24 protein-coding genes are annotated in these 21518 nt (G+C 71.1%); 11 read left to right on the top strand and 13 right to left on the bottom strand.

Annotated features, from left to right (window positions below; all coding sequences use genetic code 11):
* Positions 1 to 77: 77 nt before the first annotated feature.
* The 7 genes from ABZ865_RS10620 to ABZ865_RS10590 form a co-directional block, all read right to left on the bottom strand.
* The gene (locus ABZ865_RS10620) at positions 78 to 1115 is read right to left on the bottom strand and encodes an MlaD family protein (RefSeq protein ID WP_361226951.1); all 1038 of its coding nucleotides are present in this window, start codon (positions 1113 to 1115) and stop codon (positions 78 to 80) included.
* Complete coding sequence (locus ABZ865_RS10615) at positions 1112 to 2359, bottom strand: MCE family protein (RefSeq protein WP_361226948.1); 1248 nt, start codon at positions 2357 to 2359, stop codon at positions 1112 to 1114. The genes ABZ865_RS10620 and ABZ865_RS10615 overlap by 4 nt, the downstream gene beginning before the upstream one ends.
* Positions 2360 to 2364: 5 nt before the next feature.
* A complete protein-coding gene (locus ABZ865_RS10610; RefSeq protein WP_361226946.1) occupies positions 2365 to 3180 on the bottom strand; it encodes an ABC transporter permease in 816 nt (271 codons plus the stop codon).
* 3 nt (positions 3181 to 3183) lie between these two features.
* Positions 3184 to 3954, bottom strand: coding sequence for an ABC transporter permease (locus ABZ865_RS10605; protein WP_361226943.1), 771 nt, complete (start codon positions 3952 to 3954; stop codon positions 3184 to 3186).
* Positions 3951 to 4880, bottom strand: a complete 930-nt coding sequence (locus tag ABZ865_RS10600; protein ID WP_361226940.1) for an ABC transporter ATP-binding protein — start codon at positions 4878 to 4880, stop codon at positions 3951 to 3953. The genes ABZ865_RS10605 and ABZ865_RS10600 overlap by 4 nt, the downstream gene beginning before the upstream one ends.
* Positions 4881 to 5003: 123 nt before the next feature.
* Positions 5004 to 6014: a sigma-70 family RNA polymerase sigma factor gene (locus ABZ865_RS10595; protein WP_361226937.1), complete on the bottom strand. Its 1011-nt coding sequence runs from the start codon at positions 6012 to 6014 to the stop codon at positions 5004 to 5006.
* A gap of 100 nt (positions 6015 to 6114) precedes the next feature.
* Entirely contained in the window at positions 6115 to 7077 is a 963-nt protein-coding gene (locus ABZ865_RS10590; protein WP_361227301.1) for a lytic transglycosylase domain-containing protein, read from the bottom strand.
* Positions 7078 to 7376: 299 nt separating this feature from the next.
* Between ABZ865_RS10590 and ABZ865_RS10585 the strand changes: the two genes are divergently transcribed.
* The 8 genes from ABZ865_RS10585 to ABZ865_RS10550 all read left to right on the top strand — a co-directional run bounded on the left by ABZ865_RS10585 (position 7377) and on the right by ABZ865_RS10550 (position 13835).
* Positions 7377 to 7625, top strand: coding sequence for a hypothetical protein (locus tag ABZ865_RS10585; protein ID WP_361226935.1), 249 nt, complete (start codon positions 7377 to 7379; stop codon positions 7623 to 7625).
* Entirely contained in the window at positions 7622 to 7990 is a 369-nt protein-coding gene (locus ABZ865_RS10580; protein ID WP_361226932.1) for a helix-turn-helix domain-containing protein, read from the top strand. Before ABZ865_RS10585 ends, ABZ865_RS10580 begins: the two co-directional genes overlap by 4 nt.
* Positions 7991 to 8116: 126 nt before the next feature.
* Entirely contained in the window at positions 8117 to 8629 is a 513-nt protein-coding gene (gene uraD / locus ABZ865_RS10575) for a 2-oxo-4-hydroxy-4-carboxy-5-ureidoimidazoline decarboxylase (RefSeq protein ID WP_361226929.1), read from the top strand.
* A gap of 4 nt (positions 8630 to 8633) precedes the next feature.
* Complete coding sequence (gene uraH, locus ABZ865_RS10570) at positions 8634 to 9026, top strand: hydroxyisourate hydrolase (RefSeq protein ID WP_361226926.1); 393 nt, start codon at positions 8634 to 8636, stop codon at positions 9024 to 9026.
* A 7-nt stretch (positions 9027 to 9033) separates the two neighbouring features.
* On the top strand, positions 9034 to 9957 hold the full coding sequence (gene pucL, locus ABZ865_RS10565) for a factor-independent urate hydroxylase (RefSeq protein ID WP_361226923.1): 924 nt from the start codon (positions 9034 to 9036) through the stop codon (positions 9955 to 9957).
* A gap of 171 nt (positions 9958 to 10128) precedes the next feature.
* Positions 10129 to 11508 carry an 8-oxoguanine deaminase gene (locus ABZ865_RS10560; RefSeq protein ID WP_361226920.1) on the top strand — a complete coding sequence of 460 codons (1380 nt, stop codon included), beginning with the start codon at positions 10129 to 10131 and terminating at the stop codon, positions 11506 to 11508.
* 66 nt (positions 11509 to 11574) lie between these two features.
* Entirely contained in the window at positions 11575 to 13128 is a 1554-nt protein-coding gene (locus tag ABZ865_RS10555; protein ID WP_361226917.1) for a nucleobase:cation symporter-2 family protein, read from the top strand.
* A 74-nt stretch (positions 13129 to 13202) separates the two neighbouring features.
* Positions 13203 to 13835: a TMEM175 family protein gene (locus ABZ865_RS10550; protein WP_361226914.1), complete on the top strand. Its 633-nt coding sequence runs from the start codon at positions 13203 to 13205 to the stop codon at positions 13833 to 13835.
* A gap of 12 nt (positions 13836 to 13847) precedes the next feature.
* On the opposite strand, the gene ABZ865_RS10545 is transcribed toward ABZ865_RS10550, so the two are convergent.
* Positions 13848 to 14663 carry a helix-turn-helix domain-containing protein gene (locus ABZ865_RS10545; protein WP_361226911.1) on the bottom strand — a complete coding sequence of 272 codons (816 nt, stop codon included), beginning with the start codon at positions 14661 to 14663 and terminating at the stop codon, positions 13848 to 13850.
* A 96-nt stretch (positions 14664 to 14759) separates the two neighbouring features.
* Here ABZ865_RS10545 and ABZ865_RS10540 point away from each other — a divergent pair, with 96 nt between their 5' ends.
* Positions 14760 to 15647, top strand: coding sequence for an NAD(P)H-binding protein (locus ABZ865_RS10540; protein WP_361226908.1), 888 nt, complete (start codon positions 14760 to 14762; stop codon positions 15645 to 15647).
* Between the two features lie 18 nt (positions 15648 to 15665).
* Here ABZ865_RS10540 and ABZ865_RS10535 read toward each other — a convergent pair whose 3' ends face one another.
* Positions 15666 to 17105, bottom strand: coding sequence for an MFS transporter (locus ABZ865_RS10535; protein WP_361226905.1), 1440 nt, complete (start codon positions 17103 to 17105; stop codon positions 15666 to 15668).
* A gap of 92 nt (positions 17106 to 17197) precedes the next feature.
* Here ABZ865_RS10535 and ABZ865_RS10530 point away from each other — a divergent pair, with 92 nt between their 5' ends.
* A complete protein-coding gene (locus ABZ865_RS10530; RefSeq protein ID WP_361226902.1) occupies positions 17198 to 17599 on the top strand; it encodes a helix-turn-helix domain-containing protein in 402 nt (133 codons plus the stop codon).
* Positions 17600 to 17651: 52 nt separating this feature from the next.
* Here ABZ865_RS10530 and ABZ865_RS10525 read toward each other — a convergent pair whose 3' ends face one another.
* The 4 genes from ABZ865_RS10525 to ABZ865_RS10510 all read right to left on the bottom strand — a co-directional run bounded on the left by ABZ865_RS10525 (position 17652) and on the right by ABZ865_RS10510 (position 20784).
* The gene (locus ABZ865_RS10525; protein ID WP_361226899.1) at positions 17652 to 18074 is read right to left on the bottom strand and encodes an acyl-CoA thioesterase; all 423 of its coding nucleotides are present in this window, start codon (positions 18072 to 18074) and stop codon (positions 17652 to 17654) included.
* Positions 18075 to 18128: 54 nt separating this feature from the next.
* On the bottom strand, positions 18129 to 18752 hold the full coding sequence (locus ABZ865_RS10520; RefSeq protein WP_361226896.1) for a hypothetical protein: 624 nt from the start codon (positions 18750 to 18752) through the stop codon (positions 18129 to 18131).
* Between the two features lie 118 nt (positions 18753 to 18870).
* Positions 18871 to 19470, bottom strand: coding sequence for a histidine phosphatase family protein (locus tag ABZ865_RS10515; RefSeq protein WP_361226893.1), 600 nt, complete (start codon positions 19468 to 19470; stop codon positions 18871 to 18873).
* A 105-nt stretch (positions 19471 to 19575) separates the two neighbouring features.
* Positions 19576 to 20784: a pyridoxal phosphate-dependent aminotransferase gene (locus ABZ865_RS10510; RefSeq protein WP_361226890.1), complete on the bottom strand. Its 1209-nt coding sequence runs from the start codon at positions 20782 to 20784 to the stop codon at positions 19576 to 19578.
* An 81-nt stretch (positions 20785 to 20865) separates the two neighbouring features.
* Here ABZ865_RS10510 and ABZ865_RS10505 point away from each other — a divergent pair, with 81 nt between their 5' ends.
* The gene (locus tag ABZ865_RS10505) at positions 20866 to 21492 is read left to right on the top strand and encodes a winged helix-turn-helix transcriptional regulator (protein ID WP_361226888.1); all 627 of its coding nucleotides are present in this window, start codon (positions 20866 to 20868) and stop codon (positions 21490 to 21492) included.
* Positions 21493 to 21518 lie beyond the last annotated feature (26 nt).

Here is a 21518-nt window from a genome sequence, read left to right as displayed (position 1 = left end):
CTTCGGCTTCGGCCAGAGGATCTTCACCTTGACCAGCGGTTCGGGACGGCGGGCCTTGCCCCGCCCGATGCGCGGGCTCATCCGCCGCACCTCGCCCGTGCCACGTGCAGCTCCGGGGTGAGCACTTGCTTCGTCTTCGGCAGCACGATCCGGCCGTCGAAGTCGCAGAGGTAGAAGTTGAACCACGAGCCGTAGGACGCCGTCCCGGTCAGCTCGTTGAGCTTGTTCGGCAGCCGCTTCAGCACGCCCTCCACGGTCTTCTCGTTGTCGTTCAGCGTTCCGGCCACCTTGGCCAGATGCGCGATGTCGTCCTTCAGCGGCGGACGCGCGTCCTTCAGGAGGCCCGAAGTGGCGTCCGTGAGGTCGCCGATGTTCACCAGGGACTCCCCGATGGGCTTGCGGTCGGCGGAAAGCCCGGAGATCACCCGGCGCAGCTGGGTGAGCAGCCCCGAGAACCGGGAGCCGCGCTTGTCGAGCGTCTCCAGCGTGGTGTTGAGGTTGTCGATCACCGAGCCGATCAGCTCGTCCCGGTCGGCGAGGGTCGTGGTGAGCGAGGCCGTGTGCGCGAGCAGGCTGTTCACCGTGCCGCCCTCGCCCTGGAGGGTCTTGATGATCTCGGTGGCGAGCTGGTTGACGTCGTTCGGGCTGAGCGCGGCGAACAGCGGCTTGAAACCGTTGAGGAGCGCGTTCAGGTCGAGCGCCGGCTGGGTGCGCGCCAGCGGGATGGTGCCGCCCGGGCGCAGCCGGCCGCCGTCGCCCGCGCCCTCCTGGAGCGCGATGTAGCGCTGCCCGACGAGGTTGCGGTAGCGGACGACCGCGTGGGTGCTGGTGAGCAGCGGCCGGTCGGCGGTCACGGTGAAGGTGACCTCGGCCAGGGTGCGGTCCTTGATCCGGATGCCCTCGACCTCGCCGACCCGCACCCCGGCCACCCGGATGTCGTCGCCCTGCTCCAGCCCCGTCACGTCGGTGAACACCGCGTGGTAGGTGTCCTTCGGAGTGAAGGACACGTTGACGATCGTCGCGGCGAGCAGACCCGTCGCCGCGATGGTGACCAGCGCGAACAGGCTGAACTTGATCAGTGGCGCGGCGGTCTGCCGGGCTCTCGTGGTCCTCATGCGACGCTCACCGCCGTTCCGCGGGCCAGCGGTCCGAACAGCAGGGTCGCGACGGGCGGCACCTCGTCCGCGGGCACGCCCAGGACGGGGGCCACGAGCGAGCCGACGGCCCGCTGCTCGTCGGCGGTGGCGGACACGCCGACCCCTCCGGGCAGCCCGCCGCCCGAACCTCCGTCCTTCGTACCGTCGTCGAGACGGGGTTTGGGACCGGGTACCTGCGGATGCGGCAGGCCCCGGCAGTTCGGCCCCGACCGCTCGCCGTAGCGCGGCTCCTCGCCGGGCCGGTACGCGCCCTGCGGGCGGACGACCTCGAGGGTGATGCGCATCTCGCCGCCGCGGAACGCGTCCTCGGACGCCCGCTCCTGCCGGACCAGCCCGCCCAGCAGGCACGGGTACTCGGGGGAGTAGCGGGCGAACAGTTCCAGCGTGGGGCGGGAGACCCGGCCGAGGGTGATCAGCCGGTCGCCGTTCTCTTCGAGGAAGTCGCGTGCGGTGCCGGCGACGGTCGTGGTCGTGCGCAGTGCGGCGGCCAACTGGTCCTTCTTCTCCACGATCGTGCGGCTGGTGGTGACGGTGTTGCGCAGGGTCCTCATCAGGTCGGGCGCGGCGTCCGCGTACACCTCGGCGACGTCCGCGAACCGCGCGATGTCCTCCTCGAGCGAGGGCAGATGCGGGTTGAGGCGGCGCAGATAGCCCTCGACGCGGGTGAGGTTGTCGCCGATCCGGTCGCCGCCGCCCTCCAGCGCCGTCGCGAACGCCGAGAGTGTGGCGTTGAGTTCACCCGGCCGGACCGTGCGCAGAAGGGGCAGCAGGTCGTTCATCAGCTGCTGCAGCTCGATACCGGTCCTGGTGCGGTCCTGGGTGATGACGTCCCCGGCACGGATGGGCCGGGCCGAGGCGTGCACCGGCGGCACGAGGTCGACGTACTTCTCGCCGAACAGCGTCTTGGGCAGCAGCCGCGCGTGCACGTCCGAGGGGACGTACGTGACGTACTCCGGCTTGAGCGCGAGGTCGAGCGTGGCCTTGCTGCCGTCGGCGTGCACCGCGCGCACCTCGCCCACCAGCAGCCCGCGCAGCTTGACGTCGGCCCGGGGCTCGAGCTGGTTGCCGAGGCGGTCGGCCTGCAACGTGATCCGCACGACCGGCGTGAACGCCTGCTGGTAGACGGCCACCGCGAGCGACAGCAGCAGCGCGACCACGGCGATGAAGACGATGCCGTACAACCTGAGTCTCAGCACTCGCACCGGCCTCACCCCGCGATCCGTACGGTTGTGTTGGCGCCCCAGATCGCGAGGCTCAGGAAGAAGTCCAGGACGTTGACGGCGACGATCGAGGTCCGTACCGCCCGGCCCACCGCGACGCCGACGCCCGCCGGGCCGCCGCTCGCGTGGTAGCCGTAGTAGCAGTGCACCAGGATGATCAGCACTGCGAAGACGATCACCTTGCCGAAGGACCAGAACACGTCGACCGGTGGCAGGTACTGGTGGAAGTAGTGGTCGTACGTGCCCGTCGACTGCCCGTAGTAGCCGGTGGTGATGGTGCGGGCGGCCAGGTAGGACGACAGCAGCCCGATCACGTACAGCGGGATCACCGCGACGAAGCCGGCGATCATCCTGGTCGTCACCAGGAACGGCAGCGACGGGACGCCCATCACCTCCAGCGCGTCGGTCTCCTCGCTGATCCGCATCGCGCCGAGTTGCGCCGTGAAGCCGGCGCCGACCGTCGCGGACAGGGCCAGGCCGGCCACCAGCGGGGCGATCTCCCGGGTGTTGAAGTACGCCGACAGGAACGCCACGAAGTTGGAGGTGCCGAGCTGGTTGAGGGCCGCGTAGCCCTGGAGGCCGACCTCGGTGCCGGTGAAGAAGGAGAGGAAGGCGATGACGCCGACCGTGCCGCCGACGACGGCGAGCGCACCGCGCCCGAAGCTGACCTCGGCCAGCAGACGCAGGATCTCCTTCTTGTAGCGGCGCAGGGTGCGGCCGGTCCACGCGAGCGAGCGGCCGTAGAAGGAGAGTTGGGTGCCCAGCTCTTCGAGGGAGCGCAGGGGGCGTTCGAGTAGTCGCATCGGCTAACCCCTCTGCGGGACGACCTGGAAGTACACCGCGGTCATCACGAAGTTCGTCACGAACAGCAACATGAAGGTGATCACCACCGACTGGTTCACGGCGTCGCCCACGCCCTTCGGTCCGCCCTTCGCGGTCAGCCCCTTGTACGAGGCGACGATCGCCGCGATCGCCCCGAACACCAGCGCCTTGATCTCGGCGGCCCACAGGTCGGAGAGCTGGGCGAGGGTGGTGAAGGACGCCAGGTAGGCGCCGGGCGTGCCGTTCTGGAGGATGACGTTGAAGAAGTAGCCGCCCGCGACACCGACCACCGAGACGAGACCGTTGAGGAGGACGGCCACGACCATCGAGGCGAGCACGCGTGGTACGACGAGCCGGTGGATCGGGTCGATGCCGAGCACCTGCATCGCGTCGATCTCGTCCCGGATCTTCCGGGCCCCGAGGTCCGCACAGATCGCCGTGCCGCCCGCGCCCGCGATCAGCAGCGCGGTGACGATCGGCGAGGCCTCGCGCAGGACAGCGAGCACGGATGCCGCACCGGAGAAGGACTGCGCGCCCAACTGCCGCGTCAGGCTGCCGATCTGGAGTGCGATGACAGCCCCGAAGGGGATCGACACCAGAGCCGTCGGCAGGATCGTCACACTGGCGACGAACCACGCCTGCTGGATGAACTCCCTTGCCTGGAAGGGGCGTCGGGGAAGGGTCCGGACGACGTCAAGGGCCATCGCGAACAGGTTGCCCGAGTGCCGCAGCGCACCCGTCGGGGAGAGACTCATGCGCCGGTCACCCCCGTACCGTGCAACTCGGCCTCCCGTCTCGCGATCGCCTCCCAGCGGGGCGGGCGGGTGATGCCGGGGCCCGGCAGCAGGCGGGGAGGAAGGCCCTCGACCGCGCCGCCCTCGTCGATCTGCGCCAGCTCCTGCTCGACCTGTGCCGCGTCCTTCTCCTCCGCCATGCCGATCGGCCCCTGCATCCGGCCGTTCAGGAACTGCCGTACGACGGGCTCGTCGCTGGTCAGCAGCTCCTCGCGGGGCCCGAACATCACCAGTTCACGGCGGAACAGAAGCCCGATGTTGTCCGGGACCTGGCGGGCCGAGGCGATGTCGTGCGTGACGATCAGGAAGGTCGCGTCGATCTGCGCGTTGAGGTCGACGATGAGCTGGTTGAGGTACGCCACGCGCACCGGGTCGAGGCCCGAGTCCGGCTCGTCGAAGAGGATGATCTCCGGGTCGAGCACCAGGGCGCGGGCGAGCCCGGCCCGCTTGCGCATGCCGCCGGAGATCTCGCCGGGCAGCTTCCCCTCGGCGCCGATCAGCCCGACCATGTCCATCTTCTCCAGCACGATCCGCCGGATCTCGGTCTCGGACTTGCGGGTGTGCTCGCGCAGTGGGAAGGCGATGTTGTCGTACAGGTCCATCGACCCGAACAGCGCGCCGTCCTGGAACAGCACGCCGAACAGCTTCCGCACCTCGTACAGGTCGTGCTCCCGCAGGCGGGTGATGTCGCGGCCCGCGACCTTCACCGAGCCGCGCTCCGGCTTCAGCAGCCCGACGAGTGTCTTGAGGAACACCGACTTGCCCGTCCCGGAGGGGCCGAGCATCACCGACACCTCGCCGGCGGGCAGCGTCAGCGAGACGTCCTGCCAGATGACCTGGTGGCCGAAGGACTTGGTCAGCCCTTCCACACAGATCTCGACACCCATCCGGTCCCGCCCTTCGCCCGTGAAGCAGCTCCGACATCTGCTCTACGGGGAGGGGCGGGGCGTCCGTCGTGGCGGATGCGAGATTTTTTTCGGACGCGTTGACGGGGGGTTACGGCAGCTCGGCTACGGCAGCTTCGGCGGCTTCGAGGAAGGCGTGGGTACGGCCACGGGAACGGACGGCACCGCGGGATCGCCCGTGAGCGAGGGCAGCGGCGGCACCGAGGGGAGCGGTGGCACCGAGGGGAGCGGCGGCACCGCCGACTCCACCGGCAGCTCGGGCAGCGGAGGCGACGAGACCTCCGGCAGAGGCGGCACGGAGAGCGGTACGACAGATCGGGCAGTGGGTGACTGAGCAGCCGCCCGCCCGGGGGCCGCCGTCGCCGGGGGCCTGAGCGTCTCCGGAGCGCGCACCTGCCGGGTGCTGTCCGTCCGGAGCACCTGTGCCCCGCTGGACACGCCAGGCCGCGGAGCCGGAGCACCCGTACCACTGCCCCCGTCGAGCGTGTACGGCAGCACGAACACCGCCACCGTCAGGGTCGCCGCCGTCGAGGCGACCGCCACGGCCTGCACCTTCCCGCCCCCGCGCGGCCGCCCGCGCCCGACCAGGAACAGTACGACCCCGAGCGTCCCGGCCAGCGAGGCGCGCAGCGTCCGCCTGGCCCGGGCCAGCAGCGACTCGACCGTCCGGTAGCTGAGCCCCATCCGCACGGCGACCTGGCTCACGTCGAGATCCTCGGACTTCAGCCGCAGGGCTTCCGCCTGCCGGGCGGGCAGCTCCCCGCTGCGGACGGCCACCCACTTGGCCTCGGCCCGGTCGCACACCGCCTCCTCGACCGGCACGGGGCCCGGTGCGTGGAGCGTGGGGATGCGGCCGACCTCGGCTTCCCGGTTGACCTGCCGGTACCGGTCGACGCACAGCCGCATCGTCACGGTGGTCAGCCAGGCGCCGAGGCGCTCGTCGTCGAGTTCCGGGCGCTCAGCGGCGCGCAGCATCGCCTCATGGACGGCGTCCTCGGCGTCCTCCTGGCTCATCGACCGGCGCCGGGCCACCTTGAGCAACTGCTCGCGGTGGCTCCACATGCGCTGCCAACGCTCGTCGGCGGCCTGTATGTCCGCAGGCATGTCCGTCGCCATGAGGGCCCCTTCGCGCTCACCCACCGGTCGGTGCTTCCGGCGGGTGGCGACATTACCGCCGAGTATCCGCGGTTGTGGAGGGGACGAGGCGCATTGTGTTCTAGCCGTTGCTGGTCAGCGGGCCGGGGTCGGTCAGTACGCCGCCTCCGGGCAGCGTGAGGGTCGGTTCGGGGAGGGGGACGAGCGGCGTCTCCGACGCCTTCGGGACGTCGGGCGTACGGGACGGGGAGGCGGAGGGCGAGGCGGGCGGCGCCGACGGCCGGCGCGAGGGGCCCGGGCCCGGCTTCTGGTCGTCCGACGGCTTCGGCGAGGGTTTCGGGGTCTTCGGGCGGGGTGGCTTCGGCCGGTCCCGGACCTCGGCGGGCGCGTCCGGCACCACTCGATGCCCGGTCAGGTAGTACGCGTACCAGGCCTTGACCGTGCGCAGATAGGCGTCCGAGCGGTTGTAGCCGAGGATCGCCCGGTCCAGCTCTGCGGGGTCCGAGAGGTCCCGGCCGCCGGCGCACAGATAGCGCCCGGCGGCGAGCGCGGCGTCGTAGACGTTGTCCGGGTCCGCGTGTCCGTCCCCGTTGCCGTCCGCGCCCCAGTGGGCCCAGGTCGACGGGATGAACTGCATCGGACCGACCGCGCGGTCGTACACGGCGTCACCGTCGTAGGCGCCGCCGTCGGTGTCCGCGACGACGGCGAAGGCACCGCCGGTCAGCCGGGGCCCGAGGATCGGCCTCACGGTCGTGCCGTCCGAGGTCACCCGGCCGCCCCGCGCCTGCCCGGACTCCACCTGGCCGATCGCGGCCAGCAGCTGCCAGCGCAGCCGGCAGCCGGGCGCGGTGCGCGTCAGCTCCGACTCGGCGCGCCGGTACGCGGCGAACACGGTCGCGGGCAGGGCGCCGCCCGGCGCTGTCCGTGCCGAGGCCTTCTCACGGGGCCGTAGTGGGGGCAGATCGGTGCGGTAGGGGGTGTCGCCGGACACGCTGGGGCCGTGCTCGGCGGGTACCGGCTTCCGCACGGGCTCCGAGGCCCGCGCCGACACCCCCGGTGCCTGGGACGCGGTCAGCGCGGCCATCGCCGCCGCCGCGACCGCCGTACCCCTGGCGCCCCTGAACACGCCTGAGCCGAATCTGCGCACCGCGTGGTCCCCTCCCTGTGTGGTTTCCGTCGCCTGCTCTACGCGGGCGGGCGGCCCGTCCGTCGCAGGGAAGGTGCGGGAGGCCTTGGATAAGGTCGCAGCAAGCCGGACCTGCACGGGAGACCGGGTCGGCGCGCATGTCCGTTAAGGTCTCCCCAAGCGGCCGGTGCGGTCCGACCCCCGTCGCCGCGGACCTGGCGGGACGCGCGGGTCGGAGCAGATGCCATGGGGGCACAGTGCGACTGAGAGTGGAGTTCACGACCGAGCCCTTCGACCTCGACGAGGCGCCCGCGCACGCGTTGGCGGCCCGCGAGGTGATCGAGGCGGCGGAGCTGGACGCGGTGGACGTCGGCCCGTTCGGCAACACGGCGGAGGGCGGCGCCGACGCGGTGCTGACCGCCGTGGACGCACTGCTGCGCAAGACCCTGGAAGCCGGTGCCACCCGGATCTCGCTGCAGGTGAACGTGATCGGAGCGGGCGAATGACCGGCACCGGGGACGAGCCCTTCATCACGGCCGTGAAGCCGCTGGTCGACGCCATGGGCGGGGAGATGCTCCCGCCCGACGAGGCCGGCCCCGAGGACGTCGTCCTCGCCTGGGAGGGCGTCGACGTCGTCGCCGTACGCCTGCCCCAGCTCGCCGACTCCCTCGACCACATCCTGGCCGCCATGGAGCGGCGGCAGGGCCGGCCCCTGGCCGACCTGGACCGCAAGGCCAAACAGGAGGTCGTACGCATACTGGAGGCGCGGGGCGCCTTCGCCGTGCGGCACGGCGTGGAGACCGTGGCGAGCGCGCTGGGCGTCAGCCGCTTCACGGTCTACAACTATCTGAACCGGGAGAAGGGTGCCTGAGCCCGCGCCACGGGATCAGTTGTGTAACCCGGAATTTTCAACAAAGTGTTGACGTCGTGTTTCGGAGGGCGTTAGCTGTTCGCAGCCCGTTCAGCACGACGGCCGTTTCCGGCCACGGAGGCTTCCGTGACTACGACTTCCACGCCCCCGGGCCTGGCCCGGTTCAATGTCCTGGAGGAGCGCGCGGCGCTCGCCGCCCTCCACGAGGCGTGCGCCTCCACCGAGTGGGCCCGGCGGCTGTCCGCCGCCCGCCCCTACGCCACCGTAGAAGACCTCTACGCCGCCAGTGACGCCGCGATGGCCGAGCTGGCCACCGCGGACCTGGAAGAGGCGATGGCCGGCCACCCGCCGATCGGCCGCCCCAAGCCGGGAGACCCGACCTCCGCGCGGGAACAGGCCGGCATGGCCGGCGCCGCCGAGGAGCTCAAGGCCGAGATGCTCGAACTCAACCTGGCCTATCAGGAGAAGTTCGGCCACGTCTTCCTGATCTGCGCCACCGGCCGGACCGGCGAGCAGATGCGCGACGCGGTCAAGGAGCGGATCGGGAACTCGCCGGAGCAGGAGCGCGAGATCGTCCGCACCGAGCTGGGCAAGATCAACCGCATCCGACTGGCCCGACTCGTCGAAGAGGACGCCTGACACCATGAGCACCAGCACCACCGCCTCCGTGTCCACGCACATCCTGGACACCTCGATCGGCCGCCCCGCCGAGGGCGTCGCCATCCAGCTCGCGGCCCGCAGCGGCCGTGAGGCGGACTGGCAGGCGCTCGGCGGCTCCGCGACCGACGCCGACGGCCGGTGCAAGGACCTGCCGGCCCTGCCGGAGGGGACCACCCACGTACGGCTCGACTTCGCCGTCGAACCGTATTTCGAGAAGAAGCAAGCCGATGCGCAGCAGGACGCCCCCGCGAATCGGGACAGCGGCGCCGTGTTCTTCCCCGAGGTGGCGATCACCTTCGCCGTGAACCCCGGGGAGCACTACCACGTGCCGCTGCTGCTCAACCCGTTCGGCTACTCCGTTTACCGAGGGAGCTAGCAGAAACATGCCCACGATCCTGGGACAGAACCAGTACGGCAAGGCCGAGAACCGAGTCGTAAAGATCACGCGGGACGGCGCCACCCACCACATCAAGGACCTCAACGTCTCCGTCGCCCTGAGCGGCGACATGGACGAGGTCCACTACTCCGGCTCCAACGCCAACGTCCTGCCGACCGACACCACCAAGAACACGGTGTACGCGTTCGCCAAGGAGCACGGCATCGAGTCCGCCGAGCAGTTCGGCATCCACCTCGCCCGCCACTTCGTCACCTCGCAGGAGCCGATCCAGATCGCGCGGATCCGCATCGAGGAGTACGCCTGGGAGCGGATCGAGACCTCCGACGCCAACTCCAAGTTCATCGGCGCGGACGAGGTCAAGCACTCCTTCGTCCGCAAGGGCCAGGAGACCCGCCTCACCCAGATCACCTACGACGGTGAGAAGTGGGAGGTCATCTCCGGCCTCAAGGACCTGGTCGTGATGAACTCGACCAACTCCGAGTTCTGGGGCTACGTCAAGGACAAGTACACGACCCTCCAGGAGGCGTACGACCGCATCCTGGCCACCCAGGTCTCCGGCCGCTGGCGGTTCAACTGGACCGACGACGAGCAGAAGATGCCCAACTGGGAGAAGTCCTACGAGCAGGTCAAGAAGCACATGCTCCAGGCCTTCGCCGAGACGTACTCCCTCTCGCTGCAGCAGACGCTGTACCAGATGGGCGCGCGCATCATCAACAACCGCAGTGAGATCGACGAGGTCCGCTTCTCGCTGCCGAACAAGCACCACTTCCTGGTCGACCTGGAGCCCTTCGGGCTCAAGAACGACAACGAGGTCTACTTCGCCGCCGACCGGCCCTACGGCCTGATCGAGGCGACCATCCTCCGGGACGGCTGCGAGCCGAAGATCCCGGTGGACCTCACCAACCTCTGATCAAGCTCTGATCCACCTCTGCCCCACCTCTGCTCCACCTCCGCTCCACCCCTTCTCGCGGCACCCGTGACCGGGGAACACGCTCCTTCGCCTCCCCGGTCACGGCACTCAAAACTCCTAGGGTCCTGCCGTGCCCTCCCTCTTCAGTCCGCTGAGCGAAAAGGACGAATCATGGCAGCAGCCCAGCGCATCGTCATCGAGAACTGTTCGATCGCGACCGTCGACGCCGACGACACCGAGTACGCCTCCGGGTACCTGGTCATCGCCGGCAACCGCATCGAGTCGGTCGGCGCGGGCAAGGCCCCCGAGGGCCTGGAGAACGTCGTACGCCGTATCGACGCCACCGGGCATCTCGTGACCCCCGGCCTGATCAACACCCACCACCACTTCTACCAGTGGATCACCCGGGGCCTGGCCACGGACCACAACCTCTTCAACTGGCTGGTCGCGCTCTACCCCACCTGGGCGCGCATCGACGAGCAGATGGCCTACTCCGCGGCCCAGGGCTCGCTCGCGATGATGGCCCGCGGCGGCGTCACCACCGCCATGGACCACCACTACGTCTTCCCGCAGGGCTCCGGCGACCTGTCCGGCGCGATCATCCGCGCCGCCCGCGAGATGGGCGTCCGCTTCACCCTGGCCCGCGGCTCCATGGACCGCAGCGAGAAGGACGGCGGCCTGCCCCCGGACTTCGCCGTCGAGACCCTCGAAGGCGCCCTCACCGCCACCGAGGCGACCGTGAAGGAACATCACGACGCCTCCTTCGACGCGATGACCCAGGTGGCTGTGGCCCCCTGCTCGCCGTTCTCCGTCTCCACCGAACTCCTGCGTGAAGGTGCCGAGCTGGCCCGCCGCCTCGGCGTACGCCTGCACACCCACGGCTCGGAGACCGTGGAGGAGGAGAAGTTCTGCCACGAGCTGTTCGGCATGGGCCCGACCGACTACTTCGAGTCGACCGGCTGGCTCGGCGAGGACGTGTGGATGGCGCACTGCGTCCACATGAACGACTCCGACATCGCCGCCTTCGCCCGTACCAGGACCGGTGTCGCGCACTGCCCGTCCTCCAACGCCCGCCTCGCGGCAGGCATCGCCCGGGTCCCCGACATGCTGAAGGCGGGCGTCCCGGTCGGCCTCGGCGTCGACGGCACCGCCTCCAACGAGTCCGGCGAACTCCACACCGAGCTGCGCAACGCCCTGCTGATCAACCGCCTCGGCGCGCACCGCGAGGCTGCGCTGAACGCCCGCCAGGCGCTGCGTCTCGGCACCTACGGCGGCGCCCAGGTGCTCGGGCGCGCGGCCGAGACCGGCTCGCTGGAGGCCGGCAAGCTGGCCGACCTCGTGCTGTGGAAGCTGGACACCCTCGCCCACGCCTCCATCGCCGACCCGGTGACCGCGCTGGTCTTCGGCGCGGCGGCCCCGGTCACCGCCTCCTTCGTCAACGGACGTCAGATCGTCGAGGACGGCCGCCTGCTGACCGTCGACGAGGACGCCATCGCCCGCTCCACGCGGGACGAGGCCCAGCGCCTGGCGCGCATCGCCGCCCAGGCCTGAGCCACCGCCGGACTCCGGCCGGGAGGGACGGCTCCCGGCCGGTAGCCGTGGACCCGAGCGGGGTCCATGGCGGCCGTCTCCGGGGCGCGCGTGAACGCGCGCGCCCCGGAACGGTCACCGTCCGAGGCCCGCCGAAGGGCCTCCGGTCCCGCACGACCGTCGCGCACCACCTCCTTGAAACCCACGTCAGAACCGACGTGTCTAACCGCGACCGGAGGAGCCGCCGTGACCGCTCAGATCGTTGACCCCGTCGACGAGACCCACCCAGTCGACGAGAAACTCCCGGCACTCAAGATGGCGACGAGCGGCCTGCAGCACGTGGCCGCCATGTACGCCGGAGTCGTCGCCCCACCCCTGATCGTCGGCGCGGCCGTGGGCCTCTCCGGCACCGAACTCACCTTCCTCACCGGCGCCTGCCTGTTCACCGCGGGCCTCGCCACCTTCCTGCAGACCCTCGGCATCTGGAAGATCGGCGCCCGGCTGCCCTTCGTCAACGGCGTCACCTTCGCCGGGGTGGCGCCCATGACGGCGATCGTCGCCTCCCAGCACGACAAGTCCGACGCGCTGCCGGTCATCTTCGGCGCCGTGATCGTCGCAGGCCTCCTCGGCTTTCTCGCGGCCCCCTTCTTCAGCAAGGCGGTCCGCTTCTTCCCGCCGGTCGTCACCGGTACGGTCATCACCCTGATCGGCGTCTCCCTCCTGCCGGTCGCCTTCAACTGGGCCCAGGGCCCCAACCCCGCCGCGCACGACTACGGTTCGGCCACCAACCTCGGCCTGGCCGGCATCACCCTGCTGATCGTCCTGGCCCTGCGCCGCTTCACCCGGGGCTTCGTGAAGCAGATCGCGGTCCTGCTGGGCCTGATCGCGGGCACGCTGGTGGCGATACCCTTCGGGGTCACGGACTTCGGCCCGGTGGCGGACGCGGACGTGATCGGCTTCCCGACCCCGTTCCACTTCGGCGCCCCGCAGTTCCAGGTCGCCGCGATCCTGTCGATGATCGTGGTGATGGTGGTCTCGATGACCGAGTCCACCGCCGACATGCTCGCCCTCGGCGAGATCGTGGAACGCCCGGCCGACGAGAGGACCATCGCGGCCGGCCTGCGCGCCGACACCCTCGGCTCGGCCCTCAGCCCCGTCTTCAACGGCTTCATGTGCAGCGCCTTCGCGCAGAACATCGGCCTGGTCGCCATGACCCGCATCCGCAGCCGCTTCGTGGTCGCCTTCGGCGGCGGCTTCCTGGTCCTGATGGGCCTGTGCCCGATGGCCGCCTCGCTGATCGCGGTCGTCCCGCGTCCCGTCCTCGGCGGCGCCGGCGTCGTCCTCTTCGGCTCGGTGGCGGCCAGCGGCATCCAGACCCTGGTCCGGGCCGGCCTGGAGAAGGACAACAACGTCCTGATCGTCGCGGTGTCCCTGGCGGTGGGCCTGATCCCCATCACCGCACCGGACTTCTACCACGCCTTCCCGGAGACGGCGAGGATCGTCCTCGACTCGGGCATCTCGACAGGCTGCGTGGCCGCGGTCCTCCTGAACCTGGTCTTCAACCACCTGGGCAAGGATCGTGACGCCGAGGACGTGACCCACCCGATGGAATCCGGGGAGGAACTCGCCCCGGCGCACTGACCCGGCACACCGATCCGGCACGGGGTACGGCGGAAGCCGCACCCCGTGCCGCCGTCTGGGGCAGGCTTGGGCGCATGAACGAGTCCGGCCGCGTCGAGGCCTTCAGCGACGGCGTGTTCGCCATCGCCATCACCCTGCTCATCCTGGAGATCAAGGTCCCCGAGGTCGGCGAACACGGCGGCCTCTGGCACGCGTTGGGCGCTCAATGGCCTTCCTACGCCGCCTACGTGGTCAGCTTCCTGGTCATCGGCATCATGTGGATCAACCACCACCAGGTGTTCAGCTACGTCGCCCGAGTCGACCGCACGCTGATGTTCCTGAACCTGCTTCTGCTGATGGTGGTGGCCGCGGTGCCATGGCCGACGGCGATGCTCGCGGAGTACCTGCGCGAGGAGCAGGCCTCGCATGTGGCCGCCGCCGTCTACAGCCTGGTGATGGTGGCGATGGCCCTCACCTTCCAGGCCCTGTGGTGGCACCTCACCCGCACCGGCCACCTCTTCGACTCCCGCGTGGACGTCCCCGCGGCCAGGGCCACCCGCGCCCGCTTCGCGCTGGGCTCCCTCGGGTACCCCCTCACGGTCGGCCTGGCCTTCGTCTCCGCACCCCTGACCCTGGCCGCCCACGGCCTCCTGGCCCTGTACTACGGCTTCAACCAGGTTCCGGTGCCGACCCGCCAGGACCAGGACCAGAATCCGTCCGCGCCATGAGAGGGGCGGAATTCAGGCGCGCGAGCCGGCCTGAGCCCTGCACGGGGTGGGCGTGGGCAGGCGGCCGGTGAAGTAGGAGCGGGGCGGCACGCCCATCAGGGCGCGGAAGTCGGACGTCATGTGCGACTGGTCGTAGTAGCCGGTGGTGGCGGCGAGTTCGGACCAAGGGGCGGTCGGGGCGCGGGTGATGACCGTGCGGACACGGTTGATGCGGGCGTAGTGCTTGGGGGAGACGCCGACGCCTTCCGTGAACAGGTTCCGCAACTGACGTTCGCTGACGGACAGTTCGCGGGCCACCTCGCGGACCTGGGCGGGTGCATGGCCCGACCGGACCGACAGGGCGTCGACCCCGGCCCGCAGCAGTGCCGTACGCGGCCCGTCGGCCGACGCGGTCAGCGGCTCCGGCAGCAGCTCCGCGAGCGTCTCCGCGAGGCGGGGCAGGTCCTCCTCCGGGTCCAGCCAGCGCGTCAGATCCGCCAGCCGGCGTCCCGCCCGGCCGGGCAACCGCTCCAACGGCACCACCCGGCCCACCAGTTCGGCCGCCGGAACGCCCAGCAGGGGCAGGGTCGTGCCGGGGGCGAGGCGCAGTTCGGCGCAGGAGGCGGGGAGGCCGGTGTCGTGGTACGAGGCTCGCACCCGCGGGCCGACGGCCAGCACGTCGCGGTGCCCGCCCCGGCCCACCCGTACGACGACCTTCGTGACGGCGTCCGGGAGGTGCACGAACGTCTCCTCGTACGGCACGGCACCGGACACCGTCCGGATCCCGGTGAGCCACGGGCGCAGAACCTCGGGCAGCGGCGGTGTCCGCTCGGCGGTGGTGTTCCTCACCCGTCCACGGTAAACGGGCCGCACGGCCCGGCGGGCCTGCCGACCGTGCCGGAATTTCCAAGAGAACAGGACCCGGCCGGGGCCACCGTTGTGGCCATGATCCTCGTGACGGGTGCCACGGGCACCACAGGCAGTGAAGTCGTACGACAGCTCGCGGCGCGCGGGGAGAAGGTGCGCGCCCTGACCCGGGACCCGGCGCGGGCCGTGGTCCCCTCGGGAGTGGAGGTGGTGCGCGGGGACTACCTGGACGCGGACGCGCTGGAGCGCGCGATGTCCGGGGTGACGGCCGCGTACCTGGTGGGTGCCCCGGACCCGGAGGCGCGGCACGACCTGGCCCTGGTAGCGGCGGCCCGCGCGGCCGGTGTGCCCCGCCTGGTGCTGCTCTCCGCGATCGCCACGGGCGACCCCGATGTGGGCCCGTTCGGCATGTGGCACGTGCCCGGGGAGGAGGCGCTGAAGGAGAGCGGTGCCGAGTGGACCGTCCTGCGGCCCTCGTCCTTCGCCTCGAACACCCTCGGCTGGGCCCCGGCGGTCGCGGCCGGTGAGCCGGTGCCGAACATGACCGGGACGGGCGCGCAGGGGGTGATCGATCCCCGTGACGTGTCCGAGGTCGCGGCGCTGGCCCTGACCGACGGCCGGTGCGCGGGGCGGACGTACACCCTGACCGGTCCCGAGGCGATCACCGTGCCCGACCAGGCCGCCGTGCTCACCTCGCTCCTGGGCCGCCCGGTGGCCACGCGCGACCTCTCGCCGGCCGAGACGCTCGATCATCTGCGCACCGCCTGGGGACTGGACGAGGCGGGGGCCGAGGGGGTGCTCACCGCCAACACCTACATCCGCGCCGGACGTAATGCCCTGGTCACCGAGGACGTGCCGGAGTTGCTGGGGCGGCCCGCCCGGGCGTTCCGGGAGTGGGCGGAAGATCACAAGGGGGCGTTCCTGGGGGAGCGAGGTTCCTCGGGGAGTGACGTTCCTGGGGAGTGAGGGGGGAGCCGGTCGGCCTCACTCGCCGCGCGGTCGTAGCGTCACCCCTGCCAGCACCAGTGCCGCCAGCGCGATCGCCGTCGCCACGCGGAACGCCAGCTGATAGCCCTCCGCCGTGGCCGGGATCAGGGCCGTGCCTCCGTCGAGCAGGGTGTCGGTGCGGTGCGCGGCGAGGGTCGTCAGGGTCGCGAGGCCGAGGGAACCGCCCACCACCTGGGTGGTGTTGAACAGTCCGGACGCCAGTCCCGCGTCCTCCTCCCGCGCCCCGGACATCGCGAGCCCGGTCAGCGCGGGCATGGCCGCCGCGAAGCCCGCGGACAGCAGCAGCAACGGCGGCAGCACGTCGGCCGCGTAGGAGCCGTCGGCGGGAGCGCGGCTCAGCAGGGCCATGCCCGCGGTGATCAGGACCAGACCGGCGAGCAGTACCCGGTAGCCGCCGAACCGGGCGACGGTCCGAGCGGACAGCCCCAGCATCAGCAGGCCGATCGCGATCGGGGCGGGGAGGAAGGCGGTGCCCGTGGCCAACTCGCCGTACCCCAGCACGCGTTGCAGATACAGCGCACCGATGAACTGGAAGCCGTACATCGTGCCGATCATCAGCACCTGCACCGCGTTCGCCCCGGTCAGCAGCCGGGACCGGAACAGCCGCAGCCGCAGCAGGGGACGGGCCGCCCGCGCCTGGCGCACCGTGAACGCCGTGAACAGGCCGAGGGCCAGGGCCGCCAGGAGCATCGTGGCGGTCAGGGAGCGGTTCCCGGCGCCGACGATGACGTAGACCGTGAGCATCAGCGCGCCCGTGACCAGCGCGGCTCCCGGATAGTCCGCGCCGCTGCCCAGTCCGGCACCGCGCTCGGGGGCGAGGACGCGGACTGCCGCCAGCCACGCGGCCACGCCGATCGGCAGGTTGATCAGGAAGATCCAGTGCCAGTTCAGGGCCTGGGTCAGGGCGCCGCCGAGGAAGGTGCCGAGCGCCCCGCCCGCCGCGCCGACCGCGCTGAACACGGCGATGGCGCGGGCCTGTTCGCGGGGCTCGGGGAAGAGCGCGACCAGCATGCCGAGGACCACGGCCGAGGCCATCGCCCCGCCCACCCCCTGTACCGCTCGCGCCGCGATCAGCACGCCCTGTCCGGTCGCCGTCCCGCACACCACCGAGGCCGCGGTGAACACGGCGAGCCCCGCGGTGAACATCCGCTTGCGGCCCACCAGATCGCCGAGCCGGCCCACCAGCAGGAGCAGCCCGCCGAAGGCGATCAGATACGCGTTGACGACCCACGCCAGGCCCGGCCCGCTGAAGCCGAGATCGCTCTGGATGGCGGGCATCGCCACCGTGACGATGTTGCCGTCCAGGATCGTCATCAGCGTGCCCGCGCACAGCACGGCGAGGGACACCCAGCGGGAGTAGGTTCGTGACGATGTCACCGACGCCGGTGACGTACTGCTCTCGATCGCGGCCGACATGGCTGCCCCGTTCCGTATACGCACCTTGGTGCACGACTTGTAACGGGGTTCATCGTGGGTGACCATGGAACGCGGCGTAAGGAGGCAGTCCGATGTCCCAGAGGAACACCGGTGTTACCGTCCAGGCAGTGAACGCGCACGCGTGTCCGGTCCGGGAAGTTCTTGACAGGGTGGCCGGCAAATGGAGCGTGCAGATCCTCGTCGCGGCCGCTCAGGGGCCCGTCCGGTTCACGGAACTGGAGCGTGGCATCGAGGGCATCAGCCGCCGCATGCTCACCCTGACCCTGCGCAACCTGGAGCGCGACGGCCTGGTCAAGCGGACCGTGTATGCGACGGTGCCACCCAAGGTGGAGTACGAACTCACCCCGGTCGCCCTGGAGTTGCACGAGACGCTGCAGCGGCTGACCGACTGGGCCGAGCGCAACCGGGTGTACGTCGCCGAAGCGCGAGCGGCCTACGACGCCGAGCACCGTCCCGAGCTGCTCGACGCGTAGGCCCGGCGCCTAGGCCAGGCGCGGAAAGGCCGGCGCCTGGGCCCGGCGCCGGTCACAGTCCGAACAGGCCCGGATCCGTCGTCAGTTCCTTGAAGACCGCGGCGGGGTCGGCGACCAGCTTGCGTGCCGTGAGGTCCATCAGCCCGCCCACGGCGGTGACTTCGGCGGCCAGCGTGCCGTCGGACTTGCGGATCTCCTGCCGTATGCGGAACGTCTTGCCGCCGCTCCACTCGAACGCACAGGTCACGTCGACCTCGTCACCGGCGAGCAGTTCACGCAGGTAGCGGATCGTCGTCTCCAGCGCCACCGGCCCCACGCCCTGGGCGACGAGCCGCGCCTGACTGATCCCGGCCGCCTGGAGCAGCGACCAGCGGGCGTGTTCCGCGTAGTTGAGGTACACCGCCTGGTTCAGGTGGCCCTGTGTGTCGGTCTCGTAGCCGCGGACGGACACCCGGACGGAAAACGGTTCGGCCACTGCTTCTCCCTCTTCACCCTCGAATCTCTGGACGCTTCGATCTTGGCACGCGCCTCAGACACGGCGCGGTGAGGCGAGGAGATAGCGGGCCCGGGTCCGCGGCTCGGTGTACGCGCCGGCCTGCCAGCCCGCCCGCTCCAGCGTGGCCGCGCAGGCGTCGAGGGTGTCCGTGTCCGGCGCGTACACGGCGACCGCCTCCGGCTGCGGGGTCGCCCGCACCCGGTAGCCGGGGCCGTCCGGGCCCTCGGGCCGGTGCCCGGCGGCCTCCAGGGCCAGCGCGGCGGCCCGCACCAGATGCGCGCGCTCCCAGCCGCACGGCCGGTCCATGGCGCCGTCGGGATGGGTCATCCGGCGCAGCTCCAGCAGACCCTGCCAGGCGCTGTGCACCTCGCGCTGCCGGGCGGGCCCGGATGCGGGTGCCCTCTCCTCACCTCCGACGCGCGCCGCGAACACCGCGTCGGCCGGCGCGGCGGGCTCTTCCGGGACCTCGGGCACCGCCTCCCGTATTCGATGCCCGGCAGGGGTGAGGAAGTGATCGTGCGGCGGGCGCGGGTGCCGGAACGCGAGCCCGCGCTTCACCAGCGCCGCGAGCTGCGCCTCCGTGCCCCGCAGGCGTCCGGTGACCGGGTCGGCGGCATCGATGACCCGCCGCTGCGCGGCCGTCGGCGGTCGGGTCACGGCGTGCTCCCTCCGGTGTGTCGACTCCGTGGAACCGCCAGGTGGGCGGCTCATTCGAAGCGTACGACCGGGGTCTGACAACGCCTCCGCGGCGGGCAGGCGGCCCGGGGCACCCGGCTCACCTCGCCGGCCGGATGTTCCACCCCGCCACCACCGGGCGTGCGTGCTCCGTGCCGAGCCGGCACAGCGTGCCCGTCGCCAGTTGGAAGAGGGCGCCCTGCTGCGGGGGCAGGCCGAGGCGGCGGGCGGTCAGGACGCGGAGGAAGTGGCCGTGGGCGATCAGGACGACGGCACCCTCCGTGTCGGCGAGGGCGGCGTCCACCTTGGCGAGCACCCGGTCGGCGCGCTGCCCGACCTGCTCCGGCGTCTCCCCGGGATGCTCGGGCGGGCCCGGCGCGACCCCGTCCGTGAACAGGAACCAGTCGGGCCGGGTGCGCTGGATCTCGACGGTGGTGACGCCCTCGTACCCGCCGTAGTCCCACTCGCGCAGGTCGGCGTCCACCCGGGCATCGTGGAGGCCGATGAGTTCCGCGGTCTCCCGGGCCCGTTGCAGGGGGCTGACGAAGGCGGCGCCGATGCGGTGCGAGCGGACCAGCGGCACCAGCCGCCGCGCCTCCTCCCGCCCGTGCTCGGTGAGGGGTAGGTCCGTCCAGCCGGTGTGCCGTCCGGACCGCGACCACTCGGTCTCACCGTGCCGGACGAGAAAGAGGTCACCCACGTCAGCGCCCTTCCCGCTCGCCTGCCAGCACCGTGGCACAGGGCGCCCGCCGCCCGCAGGACGGACTGGGCCAGACGGCCGCTTCCCTGCGTTCTCCCGCTTCTCCTACTGCCGGTATCCGCTCAGGAACCGCCCGATCCGGCCGATCGCCGCCTCCAGGTCCTCCGCGTGCGGGAGGGTGAGGATGCGGAAGTGGTCGGGGGCGGGCCAGTTGAAGCCGGTGCCCTGGACGACCTGGATCTTCTCGCGGAGCAGCAGGTCGAGGACGAACTTCTCGTCGTCGTGGATCTTGTGCACCTTGGGGTCGATGCGCGGGAACGCGTACAGCGCGCCCTTCGGCTTCACGCACGACACACCCGGGATCTCGTTCAGCTTCTCCCAGGCCACGTTCCGCTGCTCGTACAACCTGCCCCCGGGCGCGGCGAGTTCCCGGATGGACTGGCGGCCGCCGAGCGCGGCCTGGATGGCGAACTGCGCGGGCGCGTTGGCGCACAGCCGCATGGAGGCCAGCATGGTCAGGCCCTCCAGATAGTCCTTCGCGTGCTGCTTGGGACCCGTCACCACCAGCCAGCCGGAGCGGAAGCCCGCCACCCGGTACGTCTTCGACAGGCCGCAGAAGGTGAGGACGACCAGGTCCGGGGCGAGGGCCGCGGCAGAGTGGTGGACGGCGTCGTCGTACAGGATCTGGTCGTAGATCTCGTCGGCGAACACCATCAGGCCGTGCCGGCGGGCCAGGTCGAGGATGCCCTCCACGACCTCCTTCGGGTACACCGCGCCCGTCGGGTTGTTCGGGTTGATGATGACCACGGCCTTGGTGCGGTCCGTGATCTTCGACTCCATGTCGGCGAGGTCCGGGTTCCAGTCGGACTGCTCGTCGCACAGGTAGTGCACCGCCTTGCCGCCGGCGAGGGTCGTCACCGCTGTCCACAGCGGGAAGTCCGGGGCGGGGATGAGGATCTCGTCACCGTCCTCGACCAGCGCCTGTACGGCCATGGAGACCAGCTCGGAGACGCCGTTGCCGAGGAAGACGTCGTCGACGCCCACCTCCAGGCCCAGGGTCTGGTAGCGCTGGGCGACCGCCCGGCGGGCGGAGAGAATGCCGCGCGAGTCGGTGTAGCCGTGCGCCTGCGGCAGCATCCGGATCATGTCCTGGAGGATCTCCTCCGGCGCCTCGAAGCCGAACGCGGCGGGGTTGCCGGTGTTCAGGCGCAGCACGCTGTGGCCCGCCTCCTCCAGCGCGTTGGCGTGCTCGATCACCGGGCCGCGGATCTCGTAACAGACCTCGCTGAGCTTGTTCGACTGCCGGAACTCCATGCGTCCCTCCGGGAACTCGTGTTACTTGGTTTTACCAAGTTCGAGCTTGGAAAGTCCAACAATCCGTCTAGACTGCGTCGCATGCCACCTCGCCGACGCTACGACCAGTACTGCTCAGCGGCCCGCGCCCTGGACCTCGTCGGGGACCGCTGGACCCTGCTGATCGTCCGGGAGCTGCTGGCCGGCCCCCGCCGCTACACCGACCTCCACGCGGACCTGCCCGGGGTGAGCACGGACGTCCTCGCCTCCCGGCTGAAGGACATGGAACGCGACGGCCTCACGACCCGGCGGCGACTGCCCCCGCCGGGAGCGGTCTACGTGTACGAACTCACCGCACGCGGCCACGAGTTGCTCCCCGTCCTGCAGGCACTGGGGGAGTGGGGGCAGGCCGAGCTGGGCGAGCGCCGCCCCACGGACGCCGTGCGCGCCCACTGGTTCGCGCTCCCCCTCCTGCGGGCCCTGGAGGGCGAGGGACTCGTAGAGGTCCACCTGGAGGAAGGCGACTTCCACCTCCACCTCGGCACTGAGCAGGGCCCGGTCTACGGCGACGGCCCCGCCCCCGCCGAGGCCGACGCACGCCTGACGATGGACTCCGCGACCTGCGAAGCCATCGCCCGCGGTGAACTGGGGCTACGAGCGGCCGTCCAGTCCGGCCGCGTCACGGTGACCGGCGAGAGCACGCTCGCCAAGTCTCTGCGGGAGGCGTAAACCGGGGTCACACCTCGAACCCCTCC

Origin of the sequence: Streptomyces sp. NPDC047085 (assembly GCF_040643735.1) — a bacterium.
Classification (GTDB): domain Bacteria; phylum Actinomycetota; class Actinomycetes; order Streptomycetales; family Streptomycetaceae; genus Streptomyces.
This window is presented reverse-complemented; position numbering and strand designations above follow the sequence as displayed.